The 17,900-nt window shown below is 43.3% G+C and carries 16 protein-coding genes; 14 read left to right on the plus strand and 2 right to left on the minus strand.

Annotated features, from left to right (window positions below; genetic code table 11):
• Nucleotides 1–504 precede the first annotated feature (504 nt).
• From JMY06_RS05340 to glyA, 3 genes are all read left to right on the plus strand, one after another.
• Nucleotides 505–1,902, plus strand: coding sequence for a GNAT family N-acetyltransferase (locus tag JMY06_RS05340; RefSeq protein WP_201616864.1), 1,398 nt, complete (start codon nucleotides 505–507; stop codon nucleotides 1,900–1,902).
• A gap of 30 nt (nucleotides 1,903–1,932) precedes the next feature.
• Nucleotides 1,933–2,442: a chorismate--pyruvate lyase family protein gene (locus JMY06_RS05345; RefSeq protein ID WP_201616866.1), complete on the plus strand. Its 510-nt coding sequence runs from the start codon at nucleotides 1,933–1,935 to the stop codon at nucleotides 2,440–2,442.
• A 360-nt stretch (nucleotides 2,443–2,802) separates the two neighbouring features.
• Nucleotides 2,803–4,059: a serine hydroxymethyltransferase gene (gene glyA, locus JMY06_RS05350; RefSeq protein WP_201526472.1), complete on the plus strand. Its 1,257-nt coding sequence runs from the start codon at nucleotides 2,803–2,805 to the stop codon at nucleotides 4,057–4,059.
• Between the two features lie 133 nt (nucleotides 4,060–4,192).
• Here the strand turns inward: glyA and JMY06_RS05355 are convergent, their stop codons facing one another.
• Nucleotides 4,193–5,467: a sodium/glutamate symporter gene (locus JMY06_RS05355; protein ID WP_201616868.1), complete on the minus strand. Its 1,275-nt coding sequence runs from the start codon at nucleotides 5,465–5,467 to the stop codon at nucleotides 4,193–4,195.
• A gap of 533 nt (nucleotides 5,468–6,000) precedes the next feature.
• On the minus strand, nucleotides 6,001–7,302 hold the full coding sequence (locus JMY06_RS05360) for a glutamate-5-semialdehyde dehydrogenase (RefSeq protein WP_201616870.1): 1,302 nt from the start codon (nucleotides 7,300–7,302) through the stop codon (nucleotides 6,001–6,003).
• A gap of 564 nt (nucleotides 7,303–7,866) precedes the next feature.
• Between JMY06_RS05360 and JMY06_RS05365 the strand changes: the two genes are divergently transcribed.
• From JMY06_RS05365 to JMY06_RS05415, 11 genes are all read left to right on the plus strand, one after another.
• Nucleotides 7,867–8,244 (plus strand): hypothetical protein, encoded by a 378-nt coding sequence (locus tag JMY06_RS05365; protein ID WP_227672183.1) that lies wholly within the window; start codon nucleotides 7,867–7,869, stop codon nucleotides 8,242–8,244.
• A 176-nt stretch (nucleotides 8,245–8,420) separates the two neighbouring features.
• The gene (locus JMY06_RS05370) at nucleotides 8,421–9,212 is read left to right on the plus strand and encodes an ABC transporter ATP-binding protein (RefSeq protein ID WP_201616878.1); all 792 of its coding nucleotides are present in this window, start codon (nucleotides 8,421–8,423) and stop codon (nucleotides 9,210–9,212) included.
• A 233-nt stretch (nucleotides 9,213–9,445) separates the two neighbouring features.
• On the plus strand, nucleotides 9,446–10,243 hold the full coding sequence (locus tag JMY06_RS05375; RefSeq protein ID WP_201616880.1) for a transporter substrate-binding domain-containing protein: 798 nt from the start codon (nucleotides 9,446–9,448) through the stop codon (nucleotides 10,241–10,243).
• A 76-nt stretch (nucleotides 10,244–10,319) separates the two neighbouring features.
• The gene (locus JMY06_RS05380; protein ID WP_201616882.1) at nucleotides 10,320–11,288 is read left to right on the plus strand and encodes a transporter substrate-binding domain-containing protein; all 969 of its coding nucleotides are present in this window, start codon (nucleotides 10,320–10,322) and stop codon (nucleotides 11,286–11,288) included.
• Between the two features lie 104 nt (nucleotides 11,289–11,392).
• Nucleotides 11,393–12,250 (plus strand): ABC transporter substrate-binding protein, encoded by an 858-nt coding sequence (locus tag JMY06_RS05385; protein ID WP_227672184.1) that lies wholly within the window; start codon nucleotides 11,393–11,395, stop codon nucleotides 12,248–12,250.
• A 429-nt stretch (nucleotides 12,251–12,679) separates the two neighbouring features.
• Nucleotides 12,680–13,414, plus strand: a complete 735-nt coding sequence (locus JMY06_RS05390; RefSeq protein WP_201526456.1) for an ABC transporter permease — start codon at nucleotides 12,680–12,682, stop codon at nucleotides 13,412–13,414.
• Between the two features lie 13 nt (nucleotides 13,415–13,427).
• Nucleotides 13,428–14,153 (plus strand): ABC transporter permease, encoded by a 726-nt coding sequence (locus JMY06_RS05395; protein WP_201616885.1) that lies wholly within the window; start codon nucleotides 13,428–13,430, stop codon nucleotides 14,151–14,153.
• Between the two features lie 367 nt (nucleotides 14,154–14,520).
• Entirely contained in the window at nucleotides 14,521–14,808 is a 288-nt protein-coding gene (locus JMY06_RS05400) for a hypothetical protein (protein WP_201616887.1), read from the plus strand.
• A gap of 22 nt (nucleotides 14,809–14,830) precedes the next feature.
• Nucleotides 14,831–15,088, plus strand: a complete 258-nt coding sequence (locus JMY06_RS05405; protein ID WP_201616895.1) for a hypothetical protein — start codon at nucleotides 14,831–14,833, stop codon at nucleotides 15,086–15,088.
• Between the two features lie 195 nt (nucleotides 15,089–15,283).
• Nucleotides 15,284–16,012, plus strand: a complete 729-nt coding sequence (locus tag JMY06_RS05410) for a fumarylacetoacetate hydrolase family protein (protein WP_201616897.1) — start codon at nucleotides 15,284–15,286, stop codon at nucleotides 16,010–16,012.
• 214 nt (nucleotides 16,013–16,226) lie between these two features.
• Nucleotides 16,227–17,699 (plus strand): esterase/lipase family protein, encoded by a 1,473-nt coding sequence (locus JMY06_RS05415; protein ID WP_201616899.1) that lies wholly within the window; start codon nucleotides 16,227–16,229, stop codon nucleotides 17,697–17,699.
• The last annotated feature ends 201 nt before the right edge of the window (nucleotides 17,700–17,900 follow it).

A 17,900-nucleotide genomic window follows, 5' to 3' on the forward strand; every position in this document is an offset into this window, starting at 1 on the left:
TCGTTAGTTAGCGTTAACTTTCGTTAAAAAGGCGCTTTGATTACATCGTCTGAATTGCTGACGGCATATTATAGTTTATCCACTATAAATCCGATATGATGTCAATCTCGCATAATGAACTAAGTATACTGTTTTCGCTCGTGTCCCATGTATCTGAATTATATTAGACTATTAAGAGCCCTATTCTACCAGCCATCAGCATAAATTACATCCTTTCCGTACCAGCACTGTTTTGAATATAAGTGAAAAAACGGATATACACATTTTAAGTATAAATAACAGGCAAATAACCTCTAATGGTATTTTAAAGAATAAAACAACAAGTAAAGTCATCTATATTCTTGTAGCTGGCTTTTTTTGCGATCAATATATAACTATTTAGAGAATAGTTTTTATCTGTTTTGCTCATTTAATTTGCAAATTGTGACAGCAACCTAGTGAAAATTTGCTAGGCTAGTTAATAACTAAAATATTAATAATATAGTGGCAATGAACAATATGACTATGAGTTTACAGTATGCGTTACTCGGTGATAACAGCTGGCAAAGCTTGGCGAATTGGCAGACGCCTGACACCCCATTTATGTCGTTTTCTTTTTGGCAGGCGCTTAGTGATACCGGCGCGATTGGTGAGCGGGCAGGGTGGTTGCCTATCTTTGTGTTGGTTCATCGCGTTGACGATGTAGGTGTTGATACTGACGTTAATATAGGTACCAATACGGAAACAGCTATAAATGAAATGGGGTCTGCTGTAGATATCAAGCAACCTGTAGCAGTCATGCCAGTATTTGTAAAAGGCCATCATCAAGGCGAGTTCGTGTTTGACCATTCATGGGCAGAAGCGTATGCGCGTTATGGCGTTGATTACTATCCACGTCTGGTGACTAGCGTGCCTTACACACCTATCACTGGCGAGCGTTTGTGGTTGGCAGAAGGCGAAAGCCTTAGCGCTGAGATTGTACAAACAGCGATTACTGGGGTCGATGATATTGCCCAACAAGTAGGCGCGTCAGGCTGGCATGGCTTGTTTGTCACTCCTGAATTGGCTAATTTGGCGACTTCTACAGACAATGAAGCCAATAAAGCAACAGATGTCCGAGATATTGAACTAGAGAGCCAGTCTTTACCCATGGCCGTTCCAGTACTTGAACGTCAAGGGTGCCAGTTCTTATGGCAAAATGAAAATTTGCTTGAGAACGGACAGCCCTTTACTGATTTCGAGGATTTCTTGGCAACGCTAAAAGCCAAAAAACGTAAAACCATTCGCGCTGAACGTAGAAAAGTTGCAGAGCAAGGTATTTACTGTTCACGAAAATGCGGTGATGAAATTACTGATGAGGACTGGAAAGCTTTTTATCACTGTTATGTCATGACCTATGCGGTACGCGGACAGCAGCCCTATTTAACGGTTGGCTTTTTTATGGCATTGGCACAAAGCATGCCGCAGAATTTAATGTTAGCGCAGGCTTATAGTAGCGCGGGCGAGATTATTGCTAGTAGCTTATTCTTGTATGATAGTCTCGATACCTCTTCTAAAACTGCGTTTAATACTGAGTCTAAAGCTCCATCTAAAGAAACAGTATCTACCTTATATGGTCGCTATTGGGGCGCACTTGGTGAGTACGATAGTTTACATTTTGAGCTGTGTTATTATCAAGGCATCGAATTTGCGATTGAGCAAGGCTTGACGAGTTTTGACCCAGGTACTCAAGGTGAGCATAAGCTTATCCGTGGTTTTATTCCGACTAAGACCCATTCCTTACACCGGATTTATGATCCGCGCTTTATACCAGCGATTAGTGACTTTTGTGCCACAGACTGCCAGCGGATGGCGCAATATCGCCAGCAAGCACACGAAGCGTTGCCTTTTAACGTAGATAATATGCCTGATTTTTTAAATTAAACTTTAGCTTTTCACTATTGGCAGTTTATTATGTCCAGTAATTATTCTTCTTATCCAACCAATATATTGCCACCGCCCGCGCTGAGGCCTTGGCTCAATACGGAAGGCTCCCTGACTGCCGTATTAGAAGCAAAAGCGGGGCAGCCGCTACGAGTCCAGCGCAGTTTTGAAGGGTATCGCCAGTTGTCTTTAAGTCAAAAGCAGCAGCTGGGGCTACAAGGCTCGGCATTGAATCGTCCGATGCTGGCCTGGGTACGTGAGGCGCAGCTATATGGTAATGATGAATTACCTTGGGTCACAGCGCAAAGCATTTTCCCGGTGGCAAGTTTACAAGGGCGCGCACGCCGTTTGCAGCAGCTCAAAGGCACGCCTATTGGCTATGTGTTATTTAAACGCAGCCGTACTTTACCCAATCAGCGTTTTATTCAACATACTTCTGATGGCTGGCAGCGGCAAACACGCTATAATTGGTATGGTCGGCGCTTATTGATAAGTGAAACTTTTCTACCAAGTTTTTGCCAGAAAATAATTGAAGTTTGAATCTATTGCTAGCAAGTGAAAAATACTTGACCAATTAGTCAGGTATTTTGTAACTATTTCTTGGTTTTAACCCTTAATTGAGTCAATTCTGGTAAAAAATCGCAGATTTTTAGTGTGTTTTAATTAAATAGGTTGTTGATTATATAGGTTTTTTATTAAAATTATAGCGTCATGTAACCCTTCCCGGCTAAGGCGAGTGTCTTTTGCAGTCGTAACATAAAGTTTCATGGTACACTTGTTTACAGCGATACCGAAGATGCAGGAGCGCATCAAAACTATTGCTGAGCATGAGAAGTCGATTCTAGGCGACTCTCTTTTACCAGCTCCCTTCTAATAATAGAAATTATATAGGATATAAATATGTTCAAAGATATATCAATCAAGGAATTTGATCCGGTACTTGCAGCAGCATTGGCCGCTGAAAGCGTTCGTCAAGAAAATCATATTGAGCTTATTGCTTCAGAAAACTACTGCTCACAAGCAGTAATGGAAGCGCAAGGTACTGATCTAACCAATAAGTATGCTGAAGGCTATCCCGGTAAACGCTACTATGGTGGCTGTGAGCACGTTGACGTCGTTGAGCAATTGGCTATCGATCGCGCAAAAGAATTATTTGGTGCAGAATATGTGAACGTTCAGCCACATTCAGGTAGCCAGGCGAACTCAGCAGTATTCTTAGCCCTTCTTGATGCGAATGACACCATTCTTGGCATGAGCCTTGATGCGGGTGGTCACTTGACTCATGGCGCGCACATTAACTTTTCAGGCATCAACTACAACGCGGTACAATATGGATTAGTTGAAGAAACGGGTCTTATCGATTATGACGAAGTAGATCGTTTGGCTCGTGAACATAAGCCTAAAATGATTATTGCTGGTTTTTCAGCCTATTCACAAGTGGTAGATTGGAAGCGTTTCCGTGATATCGCTGATGAAGTTGGCGCGTACTTCTTAGTAGATATGGCACACGTTGCTGGTCTTGCAGCTACTGGCGTTTATCCAAACCCAGTACCGTTTGCAGATGTGGTCACTAGTACTACTCATAAAACCCTACGTGGTCCACGCTCAGGCATCATCATGTCACGTGATAATAAGCTTGAGAAAAAACTCAACTCAGCGGTATTCCCAGGCAACCAAGGTGGCCCGTTGATGCACGTTATCGCTGCTAAAGCAGTTTGTTTTAAAGAAGCTTTAGAAGATAACTTTAAGACTTATCAGCAGCAAGTGGTTAAAAATGCACAAGCAATGGCGACCGTCATCCAAGATCGTGGCTATGAAATCATCTCTGGTGGTACTGAAAACCATTTGATGCTTATCAGCTTAGTAAAGCAAGAAATAACAGGTAAAGAAGCGGATAAATGGTTGGGTGATGCGTATATTACTGTCAATAAAAACGCCGTTCCAAATGACCCAAAATCTCCATTCGTAACCTCTGGTATCCGCATCGGTACGCCAGCGGTAACGACTCGCGGCTTTGATGAAAAAGACGTGAAAGACTTGGCTAACTGGATGTGTGATGTAATAGACAGCCGTGGCGATGAGCAAGTAATTGCTGATACCCGCAAAAAAGTTGAAGCTATCTGTGCTAAAAAGCCTGTTTATGCTAAAAACCAGTAAGCTGCTATCTAATGAGCTGAAAACTAGCTTTTATGAGGTTTAGTCAGACTGAAAAAGAAAAACCGCTTAGCTTATGCTAGGCGGTTTTTTTATTTTATCACTCAGTTTAAGCTGATTTTATTGCTTCACTAGCTTACATAAATGGCAATTTAGTGAATATTTGTAACACGGTTGCGTTGACGATATCTACAAAGAAGGCACCAACCATCGGTACAATCAAAAAGGCCTTAGGCGATGCCAGGTAGCGATCGGTTACTGCCTGCATATTGGCAATGGCAGTTGGGGTTGCACCCATACCAAAACCGCAATGTCCTGCTGACAAAACTGCTGCATCGTAGTCCTTGCCCATCACTTTAAAGGTTATAAAGTAAACATACGCAATCATGACGAATGTCTGCACCAGCAAGATAATCAACACAGGGCCTGCTAATTCAGTCAACTCCCATAGTTTCAATGACAACAACGCCATCGCCAAAAATAGGCTCAAAGAGGCGTTGCCGATAACATCAATAGCACGGTCAAACATATCAAAATTGAAAACCATGGTTAACGCATTACGAATAATCACGCCGCCTGCCAGTGCCCAAACGAATGTTGGGAGCTCAAACACAGTGCCTTCTGCGATTATGGTCATTACATCTGCAAAAGCCAAAGCACCAGCAAATAATGCTAAGCTTTCAATAGTCGAAGAGGCTGTAATAAGGCGAATATTATCAGGTTTTTCGAACATTTCCTCCTGTCTATGATCACCATCTTCGGTATGTTGGGTACTGTATAACGACTGCTCACCGGCGAGTTTTTCAACGTCACTCGGATTTAGATTAGTTGGCGTAGGTTTTAAACCAAGGTTTTTAATCAATCTACGAGCAACAGGGCCACCAATAAGGCCGCCTGCTACCAATCCATAGGTTGCAACAGCGATACCAAGGGTCGTCGCGCCGACCACACCGTACTGCTCTTCCAACACAATGCCCCATGCTCCTGCCGTGCCGTGTCCACCAGTTAGGGCGATGGAACCTGTCACTAATCCGAGCAGAGGATCAAGTCCAAGTGCGCTCGCCATTCCCACGCCAACGATATCCTGCAAGATAATGAAGACTGACACAACGACGGTGAAAACTAACAACGGCGTACCACCTGCTTTTAGCCTACCAAAATCAGCACTCAGTCCAATAGACGCAAAAAACATCAGCATGGTAGCCGTTTGTAAGCCTTGGTGAAAGTTAAAGCTATAGCCCCAAATTACATTGAGGGCATAAACAATCATCGCAGCAATCAAACCACCGGCAACGGGTTCTGGAATATTAAAGTCCTCTAAAAACTTAATTTTCTTAACCAAAAAGCGTCCAAGCAACAGCACTAATGTTGCAAATATCAGCGTGTAATAGCCATTTAAAGTCACTTCCATAACTTAATCCTTTCTATAAATATAAATTAACCTAAATTCAAGATAAAACCAGCTTATTAGCCTGCCTAGTCTTATTCCGAATGTAGATTTTCGTAGTGAGTCGCTGAAATAAATTATTTATTCTCACTGGACACCGCAATCCATAATTGCGGTTTACCAAAATCCTTATAGCCAACCTCAATGAATATTCTAAAAATCTTTAAATCTTCATTACTTAATGCCTCAATATCGGCTAAGCAAAGCTGTAAATATGTCATCAATATGACTATTAACTGCTTGCTCAAGTGCAGTGCTGCAGCATTCAGTATAGTAAATGGCTTGGCTTATTTTGGCCCACATTAAATTTGGTAAAGCTATTGTAATGATTACCGCTTAAAAAATATACAGTAACTGGAATTTCCACTTGTGATTATATGTCCTACTTCCCAATTAAAGGCTGCAGGTTAAGCATAAAAAAACGCCAGCATGAATGCTGGCGTTTTAATTATTTGATTTAGTTATTTAATGCTATTACTGAGGTTTATAACCACTCGTTAAGCACGAGTTTCGCCATGACCATAGACAATCCATTTTTGTGAGGTTAGACCTTCAAGTCCAACTGGGCCACGGGCATGAATCTTATCGGTTGAGATACCAATCTCGGCACCAAGTCCATATTCGAAGCCATCAGCGAAGCGACTTGACGCATTAATCATGACGCTTGCTGAATCTACTTCACGGATAAAGCGCTGTGACTTGCTGTAGTTATCAGTGATAATCACATCGGTATGATGGCTGCCATGAGTATTGATATGCTCAATCGCTTCATCAATTCCTGCCACGATTTTAATAGCTAAAATTGGTGCCAAATACTCAGTATCCCAGTCTTCGCTAGTTGCGGCTGATAGATGACCGTTAAGCTTGGCATTGTCATTCAAAATCGCTTGTGACTTGTCATCGAGACGCAGTTGCATCGCATCATCCGCTTTTATGATAGCTTCAGAAATTTGGGGTAGTAAATCATTAGCCACTGTTTCATCAACCAATAGCGTCTCCATGGTATTACAGGTGCCATAACGATGGGTTTTGGCATTAACGCTGACTTCGATAGCAATTTGTGGCTCAGCATCACGGTCAATAAAGGTATGACAGTTACCATCTAAATGCTTAATCACCGGCACCTTTGCGTCACGGCTAATACGTGCAATCAAGCCTTTACCGCCACGTGGGACAATCACATCGACATATTCGGTCATGGTAATTAGCTCGCCGACAGCGGCGCGGTCAGTGGTTTGTAATACTTGGACACTGTGTTCAGGTAATCCAGCTTTTTTGAGGCCTCGATGGATACATTTAGCGATGGCTTGGTTAGACTCAAACGCTTCTGAGCCACCGCGTAAAATAATCGCGTTACCGGATTTTAACGCCAATGATGCGGCCTCTAAAGTTACGTTAGGACGTGATTCATAAATCATACCAACAACACCGAGCGGTACGCGCATTTTGCCCAAATGAATTCCTGATGGCTGATAGGTCATATCAGTGACTTCGCCGATAGGGTCTGGCAAGTTTGAGACGTCTTTTAGGCCTTGAAGCATGCCGTCAAAGCGCTCGTCATTAAGCTCTAAGCGGTCAAGAAGGGCGGCATCAAGGTCGTTTTTTTGACCGTTATCCATATCAATCTTATTAGCCGATAAAATGTCTTGCTTGGCAGTGACTAATTCTTCATGAATAGTCATCAGTGCGGCATTTTTATCGCCAGTATTGGCAGCGGCGAGGGCACGGGAAGCGGCGCGCGCTTGCTGACCAACGGTTTGCATATAAGCGGTAATATCTGTGGTAGTCGATTGACTCATAAAGTATTTTCCTTATGTCTATAAATGGGTAATAAAAGGTCTTGTATAATTATTATTGCTGAATATTAAGCAAAACTGAGTTTTGATAAAAAGGTAGCAAGTAGTCTGCCAAACAAAGCAGAAGCGCCTAAACAGGCGAAAAAATGTGCCAAATACTAGCAATAATGGACAAAAATGGGAGGTTTAAAGCTTTTGTGGCGTCATGCTATTTAACATAGAGGAGATTAGGGCGATAGTAAAGACGAATTTGTGAACAGTGCCTATTAGAAGATAGGCTTTTAGTAGCTTTATGGCATTTTTGTCTAGCTTTTATATAGAAAGAGCAGCCGCATTATTTTGTTCATTCTTTTTTATCATGTTTATTATTATTCTCTTTTCCATTATTTTTTCAATCTAAATCTCTGAAGTTACGTGTTCTCAACACAATTGTGTCGTAACTACTAAGGTAGCACTATTCGTTTGTTAGTATAGTCGAACAGTAGATAGTTGAATACTAAAGTACCTTCGCATTGCCTGAGCTTAGTAAGCTCTAGCATTGATTATCAGACTATAGAGATTAATACCATGGCAGAAATAATGAGAATTACGAATACACAAAAAACGATGCATAAAAAATGGCTAGGTGTAACGCTAGTCGCAGCGGCGCTAGCGTTAAGTGCCTGCGGTAAGAAAAACGAGCCACCTATGGAAACTGAACCGGTAGTCGATGCTCAGACCCCTGTGGAGCAACAAGCTACAGGCGTCGCAACTGCAGATGCTTCTAATGATCCTATGCTAAATGATGATGTCGCAGTGGCTAGTGCCAACGACGGCATGGCAAATGATGGTTTGGCAGTAGACGGTGATGCTGACATGATGAATGATGATGTGGGCGTGGCTACGGCTGATGATTCAGAAATATTAGACGGCACTGAATCAGAAGAACACTTCTCGACTTATTAAGGTAAATGACCTAAAATAACAGAACAGGGTCATATATTAGCCCAGCCGTATAAAACAACACACTGTCTATTAAAATGATAAAATAAGCTCAGAGTTGCAATGGCAACCTGGGCTGTTTTTTTATCGTGCTTGTTGCCACTACTTTCTATTCATAACTATTGGAAATCTGTTGAACCATGCCTGAGCTTGCCAAAGATTCGACTCGCCCTATCGCCTTAGATTTACAAAATATTCATAAAAGCTTCGGCTCTTTAGCCGTGCTCAAAGGTGTATCACTGACTGCCTATGATGGTGATGTTATCTCTATTCTGGGGTCATCAGGCTCCGGAAAGTCTACGCTATTGCGTTGTGTCAATTTGCTGGAGAAACCGACGCAAGGTAGCATCAGTATTGGTAATGAAGAGCTGATATTAAAGCCCACTAAGTCCGGTGAGATGCAGGCAGCAGATGTTAAACAGTTAGAGCGCTTGCGGGCGCGCGTGGGTTTTGTGTTCCAAAACTTTAACTTGTGGCCACATAAAACAATTTTGCAAAATATCATCGAAGGGCCAACGCAAGTATTAAAAATCAAAAAAGATCAGGCCATCAGTGATGCTGAAAAGCTGCTGGATAAAGTTGGCCTACTCGATAAGAAAGACGCTTATCCAGCCAATCTATCTGGCGGTCAGCGTCAACGTGTGGCTATTGCCCGCGCCCTTGCTATGCAGCCGCGAGTCTTGTTGTTCGATGAGCCGACTTCCGCCCTAGATCCTGAACTGGTGAATGAAGTACTTGCGGTGATGCGTGAGCTGGCAGAAGAGGGGCGTACCATGCTGATTGTCACCCATGAGATGCGCTTTGCCCGTGAAGTTTCCAGCCAAGTGGTGTTCTTGCATCAAGGCATCATTGAAGAGATGGGGACACCGGAACAGGTCTTTGACAACCCAAAATCAGAGCGGGTAAGAAACTTTATGGCGTCGCATCGCTAAGCGCGTATTAAGTTAATAGCGCCTTAACTTAATTATGCCGTTATAAACGGCCTACATATAGGCCGTTTATAACGGCATAATGACAGTCAATATCTAAAGCGTTTGTTTTTGATTTTTGAGTCAGGTATTATCGACGAGTTTATAAGCTATCAATACTGTTATTATTTTTGTTATCTGGCATGGATGTCAGAGGGTGAAAATATCAGCAACACATATCAGAAACTAAGGAATGTATGATGTCGACTTCTCGTCTACTGTGGTCATCAATGACCATCACCGCCGCCCTAGCGCTTAGTGCCTGTAGCTCACCTCAAGATAGTACTGATGCTAGTGGCGATGCCCAAGCTGACGGTAGCGCTGGTAAGACTTTGCGCATTGCTACTGAGGGTGCGTACCCTCCTTTTAACTATACCAATGCCGATGGCAGCCTTGCCGGCTATGATATCGATGTCGCCAATGCACTATGCGAGCAGATGCAAGCCAAGTGTGAGATTGTCGCTCAAGAGTGGGATGGTATTATCCCCGGTCTGTTGGCGCAGAAATATGACGCGGTTGTCGCTGGCATGTCTATCACCCCTGAACGTCAAGAAAAAGTTGATTTTACCGAGCCTTATTTTGCCAATACGATGGTATGGCTGACCGATACCCAAGGCAGCTTTGACCCTATGGTAATTAAAAATCTGACCCTTGGCGGTCAACGCTCAACGACACCCGGCGCGTATTTACAAGACAATTATGATGGTAAAGACGGCAACTCCGTTCAGTTATATGATAACTATGACAATGCTTATTTAGACTTAAAGTCTGGTCGTAGCGATGCGGTATTGGCCGAAAAAGTCTCTGCTAAATCATGGCTAAAAGACAATCCTGATGGCTTCGGTATGATTGGCGATGAGATTGACAACGATGATAATATTGCCATTGCTGTCCGTAAAGGTGATCCATTGCGTGACGATTTTAATAAAGCCTTAAGTGAGATTCGTAGCAACGGTAAGCTTGCAAGCCTTGAAAAGGCGAACTTTGGTCAGTAAACGGTGTGTCAATAAACGACAGCTCAATGGACTACCGATCAATAAGCTGCGGGTCCACTCATGAAGGAATAATAAAATGACAATTTCAATTACCCATAAAGCCTTATGGCTGGCCCCGCTTAGTGCTGCAATGTTGATGCTAGCCAGCTGTAGCAATAGCTCGACCCCAGAAGATGGCGCAACGACCGACACAGCAACTGATGGCGCGCCAATGACTATAAAAATCGCGACTGAATCTAGTTATAAACCGTTTAGCTATACCGATGCTGATGGCAATCTAATTGGCTATGAAATTGAGCTGGTTGAAGCCCTTTGCGCACAAATGAAAGCCGATTGCGACATTATTTCTCAAGATTGGGATGGTTTGATTCCGGGCTTAAACGCCCAAAAATTCGATGCTATTATGGCGGGTATTTCAATCACTCCTGAACGCCAAGAAGTCGTCGAATTCTCCGATCCATACTTTCATACTGCCATTATCCTAATCGGTAAAAAAGGCGATAATGTCAGTGTTGATAGCCTAAAAGGTCAGCCTATTGCCTCGCAGCGCGCGACGGTTGCTGCGCAATATCTGCAAGACAGCCATCCAGACGCTGACATTAAGCTTTATGATACCCAAGACAATGCTTATCTGGATATGTCTTCAGGTCGTGTGCGCGCGATGATGTCGGATAAAGTGACCGGTCTTGATTGGTTAAAAACAGCCGCTGGCAAAGACTATGAAATTAAAGGGCAAGAAATCAGTACTGACCAAGATGCAATGGGTATTGGCTTTCGGAAAGGTGACCCTCTAGTTGCTAAATTCAATAAGGCATTGGCTGAGATAAAAGCCGATGGTACTTACGATCAAATCTCTAGCAGTTACTTTGGTACCAGCTCTACAGCGGCGGCCCAAAAAGCAGGGGCGAGTGGCGGCGTAAAAGATGTGATTGTAATCGAAGATAATAGTATTGACGTTGACGACGCTGATAATTTTGATGATATCGACAGTGTTGCCAATCCTACTATTGAGGAAGAAGAGCGTGCAGCAGCGCTAGCTAACTAAGCGCCTGTTTACTGAGTGATTAACTTACTGAGTGACTAATTAATAGACAGTTAACTACTAAGGATTAGCAGTCTTTTTATTGAAGAATAAAGTCAAGGATGACCATGAGTAAAATTTTTGTCCTAATCCTAACAAGCGTGGCAGTTTTAACCCTAGCGGGCTGTAGCAATAGTCAGGATAGCGCGGCAGATATTGCCACTCTAGACGCGACTGCCGCTGCCAGCGGTGAGGTACTGCGTATTGGTACAGAAGGGGCTTACGCCCCTTTTAACTATACTAATGCTGATGGTACTCTTGGTGGTTTCGATGTCGATATCGCCAATGCGCTATGTGTGGACATGCAGGTCACCTGTGAGATTATGGCGCAAGACTGGGACGGTATTATCCCTGGGCTAAAAGCTGGCAAGTACGATGCGATTGTCGCTGCCATGTCGGTGACGGCAGAGCGTGCGCAGCAAGTGAGCTTTACTGATCCGTATTTTAGCAATACCTTAGTATTTTTGGCTAAGCAAGACAGTAGTTTTGACCCCAGTAATGAGAGTGACATCAATGCGCATTCGATTGCCGCTCAGCGCGCCACTATCTCTTCCCAGTGGTTTGAGAAGTCTTATCCAAAAGCCGATATGAAGCTTTATGATACTTTGAGCAATGCCTTTTTGGATTTAGGCTCCGGTCGCGTTGATGCTATGGTTTCTGACAAACTTCCGGCTTTGCAATGGCTCGGCTCACCATCAGGCAGCGACTATACGCTCAAAGGTGATGAGATAGATATTAATGATAACTTTGCGATTGCAGTACGTCCAGATGATGAGCTGCAAGCCAAAATTAATAAATCCTTAGCCAATATAAAAGCCAATGGTACTTACGATAGAATCAATCAACAGTACTTTGCGATGCCAGTAGCGGCCAATATTAATAATGCTGCATCTGAGCCGGTAATAGAAACTGACACTGCAAAGTAGTCTGTAGTCTGTAGTCTGTAGTCGCTAGTCAGTATTCAAGCATGAGCAAGTCATAAACCAGCTATACGCTCATTCAGAAGTCACTAAAAAGGATATTGCCATGTTGGTGATGTCCTTTTTGTCTTTTTAATAAAAGATTGACTGCCCAGTGTCACCAAATTTGGGCGATGTAAATTAGTTTTAATATAATGAGTGTCTATTTTGGCACTGCTTTTGCGTGCAAGCAGTAACATAGCGCAACGTGAATATGATAAAATCACGAGTCATTTTTACCGTGCCAATCTGCCATACTTTAATACGGGTCTCATATGTGAGGATAACACGCGCGCTATCATAGATAGCAAAAGGTTATATTTACTGATTTGGGTACTGATTCTTTTAACTTATATGTTGCTAACTGGCTAATATAAAGAGACTAAGTGGAAAATTGTGTTTGATTTACAAGGATTTGGCGCGCTATTACTGAGCGGCGCAACCGTCACCATCAAGCTTGCTGCGACTAGCCTCATCATAGGCATGATTCTAGGACTGATGGGTGCCACTGCTAAGCTGTCGAAAGTTTGGCTGCTGCGTAAGCTTGCGACTCTATATACAGCAACGATGCGCGGTATTCCTGAGCTTTTATTGGTGCTGTTCATCTACTACGGCGGCTCCATGGTGCTGATGAGCATCCTCAAAAAGTTCGGCTACAATGACTATGTCGAAATCAGTGCCTTTTGGGGCGGGGTGATGGCACTATCTATTGCTTTTGGCGCTTATGCGACCGAAATTCTTCGGATGGCGATTCAAGAGATTCCGGTAGGACAAAATGAGGCGGCGCAAGCGATTGGCATGCGTCCACTGCAAACCTTCTATCGCATCACTTTGCCGCAAGTATGGCAAATTGCGCTACCCGGTCTGGGCAATTTATTCTTGGTACTGCTCAAAGACACCGCTTTGGTCTCAGTAATTGGGCTGAAAGACATCATGTATCAGTCATCGCGTGCTGCACAGTCGACGCAGCAGCCGTTTACTTTTTATATGGCCGCAGCGATTATTTATTTAGGGCTGACCATGCTGATTACTGGCTTTATGCTGTGGCTTGAATGGCGCGCCAATCCAGCGGCGCGCTATTCTAAAAAGCTTAGCCGTCAATCGATCGACCAACAATCGACTATAGGGTAAGGGAGAGTTACTCATGGATTGGAATTGGCAGGTTATTTTTGAGCATATCCCAGACTTATTAGGCGGCGCAGTATTAACCGTGCAGCTGGTGGTTATCTCCGGCATTATTGGGCTGTTTTTTGGCTTAATTTTAGCGCAGCTGCGTTTGTCTAAAAGCTGGGCAGTACAGATATTACCCTTTTCTTATATTTTCTTTTTCCGTGGCACGCCGCTGCTGGTACAGATATTCTTAATCTATTATGGACTGGGTCAGTTTGAAGCCGTCCGTAATTCTTTCTTATGGGAACCGGTCCTTAGCCAAGCGTACTGGTGCGCGATCATTGCCTTTACCATGAATACCAGCGCCTATTTAGCAGAGATTATTCGCGGCGCGATTCAAACCATTCCGGTTGGTGAACTTGAAGCCGCTGACGCTATTGGGATGTCAAAGTGGCAGAAGCTAACGCGAATTACCTTACCACGCGCCTTCGGTATCGTCATTCCTGCCTATAGTAACGAAGTTATCTTTATGCTGAAGGGCAGTGCGTTGGCGTCGACCATTGCCTTGATGGATATCACTGGGGTTGCCCGTACCATCAGCGCGCGCACTTATACCTTGATGGAGCTGTTCTTTGCGGCGGGTATCGTTTATCTGTTGTTGTCTTGGGTGATTTTATTCAGTTTTAGACTGTTTGAAAAAAGAATGAATCGCTACACGACCTATGTGCCACCAGATGTGGCCACACATACCATTCCCTAATTGTAATATTAGCTTTGGACAAACAATATAGTGAGTCATGCTATAAGGTGATAACGCATCGATGTTATTCATCTGACGGGCAAATAACATCAAAATATTGAAAATGGTTGGCGCACTTTAGGCCATAACTCGTCTTAATGATGTTGGTCACTTGAACCATTTTATTATTGCAGAGTAGGTAAATTTTGAGCAATGACTCGAGTGAAAATTTAAATAAAGATTCGAGTGAAAATTTAAATAAAGATTCGAGTGAAAACTCGGATAAAGATTTAAGTAAAGAAAAGAAGAAAAAGAAGTCGGAACTATAGACCGCGGTTAGCATTGATAAAGCAGGTGACACTAAAGCATCGCTTGGCACGTCGAAACCATGTTCCATAACGCCTTGCGAACGGAGCTTGATTTGATTGCACTGGCAGCGACCAAAGCCAATATTATGATTTCGCTCAATGGCATCATTATTTCGGTACTCATGATTTCTGGAGCATTTATTTTCGTCTCATCGGCCGTATTTTTAGTGCCAGTAGCGAAGTTTATGTTCACTGCTGCTGCCTCCATATTTTTTGCTATCCTCGCAGCAGCCCCTGAAAAAGCCCATTACTTTACTGGTTTTTCAAAATGGTTTAAAGCCCTGATTAAACGTGACGCCCGTTTCTGACTCGTGAAAAATATCGGAGCGCATGCAGATACTGATACGTGATGATTTGAGCAACTCTAAAACGCTTGCAGCTGCGATTAAAGCGCACACGGATAAAAAGCCTGACTTTGATGAGCTTAATATCGAAGGCTTAGCGTATTATAATAAAAGTCAAGATCTGATGCTTGGTCTGTGCGCACTAATGGCAGGAAACTTGGCCATTATTGTCGCTATTGAAAACCCGACTGAGGTATTCGATGAGAACGCCGCCCCTATACCTGTTGACTTACCTGAAATTTAGGATTTAAAAAATATAGAGAGTATTGACTCAGTGAAGGTTAACGGCAAATCAAAGCTGTTATTTACAGCAGATGAAGGAGATGAGAAAAAGGAAATCCCTGCTAAGTATCGGTTTGTAGATTACGCTAAGTTCATTAAGTAAAATAGCGTTATTGATAGAGAATAGTATGATTAATTTTTATAGCGAGACCCTATTATGAACCAGTCCCCACATATGTCTTTGGCCAATGCCATTGCGGATAGTGTCACCAAACACGATTCTGGTAGTGATAAAAGTACTGGAGCCAATCGTGCGGCACGCGTGTCTATTGGCAAAGTAGTCTGCGTTGGTCGCAATTACGCGGCTCATGCGCGTGAATTGGATAATGAAGTACCGAGCTCACCACTATTATTTATGAAGCCTGCATCGTCTGTGGTCACTATACGGCATGATATTGTCCGTCCAGATCCAGTGGTATATGGTGATACTCATTATGAGGCGGAGCTATGTATTCAGCTATCAGCTGACTTAAGCGCCGCTACTGCTGAGCAGGCACAGCAAGCGATTGGTGGGGTATCTTTGGGGCTGGATTTAACCTTACGCGATTTGCAAAGTCAGCTCAAAGACAAAGGCCAACCATGGGAGCGCGCTAAGTGCTTCGACGGTGCTTGCGTACTCGCTGATTGGGTTGATCTGCAAGCGTTTGGTAACTTTAGCCATGTGCAATATCAGCTCTATATTAATAATGAGCTCAAGCAAGATGGCGATAGCGCGTTGATGCTGTTTCCAGTGTATGAGTTACTCGCCGAGATTAGCCAAGCCTTTAGTCTGCAAGCTGGCGACGTCATCATGACTGGTACGCCAAGTGGCGTTGGGGTATTGCAAGCTGGTGATGAATTAAAATTGGTACTAGGCGCGCATGAGTGGCAGTCGCGAGTTCAGTGAGTCGCCTGCATAAAAAGCTGTCTGTATAAAAGATGGTCTTTATAAATAAAAAATCCTAAGTTACGGCTTGGGGTTTTTTATTTATGGGATTTTTTATTAAATAGTACTTTAGAAAGTAAGTGTAAGCCTACCTATAAGTTAAACCATCCCTTCTCATTACCCGACTTACAGGATAGTATATAAAGCTATCCTTACTGCTGAATATGTCAAAATCATGCCCAATCCAAAACCGCTCGATACTATCCATGACCTATTCGCCAGCCCTAAGCGCGAATCTGATGCTAGCTCCGACTCTAGCACGCATTTTCAGGGTGACGTGTATGAGCAGCTGGCTCAGCTTGAATATATTTATGTGGATAAAACAGTTCGCCTGATGTCCGATGACAACAGAGATACCATCCTAGGTAAGCCGATTTCTATAGTTGATTTCTTTGAAGGGTTGGCTCAGCTTGCAACGATGGGTGTGGTTGAAGTTACCGATATTGTCGAAGCTATCCACCGTGAGATTATTTTACGTCCATTAGGGCGCTTTAATGAAAAAAATTTAACGAAATGGCAGCGCGGTATCACCGGACGAATCTACGGCACGGTACGCAATGTGATGTTCTTAGTAGGTAATAATCTAGCATCAGGATTGCACCTGTATAATAATATGCGCAATCAAAAACATACTCAGCCTTTACCTAAGAATTTGAAACGGTTAGTCAATATCTTAAATGGGGTCATGGGTGACCACCTTATCAATCACGATAATCCCCTCGCTGTTTCGATGGTTCTATACAATAGACGCTGTCATCTGCAACATGATGAACTGTCGGGGCGTATTATTATTTTATGTCATGGTCTTTGCATGAGTCATTTAAGCTGGTATCCATCCGAGAGTGACAGTCTAGGCGCGCGCATTATTCATAGTCGGCCGACATCTACTGTTTTATACCTTAATTATAATACAGGACGACGCATCTCAATTAACGGACACGACTTCTCTAAAGTATTGCAGGATTTAGTAGATAACAATCCAGACATCAGCCAGATTGATTTAGTTGGTCACAGTATGGGTGGTTTGGTCGCTCGTAGCGCGCTGTTTTATGGTAAACAACAAGGTTTTAATTGGATGAAACGGGTTGGTAATCTTGTAACTCTGGGCTCACCGCATCATGGCGCAAGCCTCGAGCGGATTGGTAATTTTGTGCAAGATAGGATTGCCAAGCTGCCCTTTGCGGGCTCATTAGCTAAGCTGGGCGATTTGCGTAGTGCGGGAATCATTGATCTACGTTATGGCAGTATTCGCGATGCTGACTGGCAGGCTTTAGAAGGTCGCAGTGTCCTCCCAGCAGAATTTCGCCATCCCACTCGTCTGCCTTTACATGTTCGTGCTTACTTTGTTGCGGCCACCTTAGTTGAGGCTCATTATGACTCTAAGGCGACAAGCTTATTGGGTGATGGTTTGGTCACGATAGAATCGGCACTAGGTGAGCATGCTGGCGAGCACACTTTGTCTGTACCAGAAGGGCATAAGGCTATTTTTTATGGGGTAAGTCATTACAAGTTACTCTATAACGACAGGGTACAGCAGCAAGTCGTCGCTTGGCTATTATGTAATGGGCGGAGTGATGCTGGTTATGGAGATTATGAGTTTGGCCCGCGCATACATTCCTATCCTAATAATTTAGAGGTGACTATTTGAGGGGGATAGGATTTAGCGTTAATTTGAATTTGGGTGAGAGTGAAATGAGTTAAATGTTTTCTAGACCATCCTAATAATGCTTAAAAAAATATTTGTTCTTTGAAGCTGTATATTGGTATATATATTAGGGTCTGTATAGAATTCAAATCAGCGGCAGCCAAATAAAGACACAGGCTAGAATCACAGCAGCTTCATAACTGT

The organism is Psychrobacter urativorans, from assembly GCF_904846675.1.
GTDB lineage: Bacteria > Pseudomonadota > Gammaproteobacteria > Pseudomonadales > Moraxellaceae > Psychrobacter > Psychrobacter urativorans_B.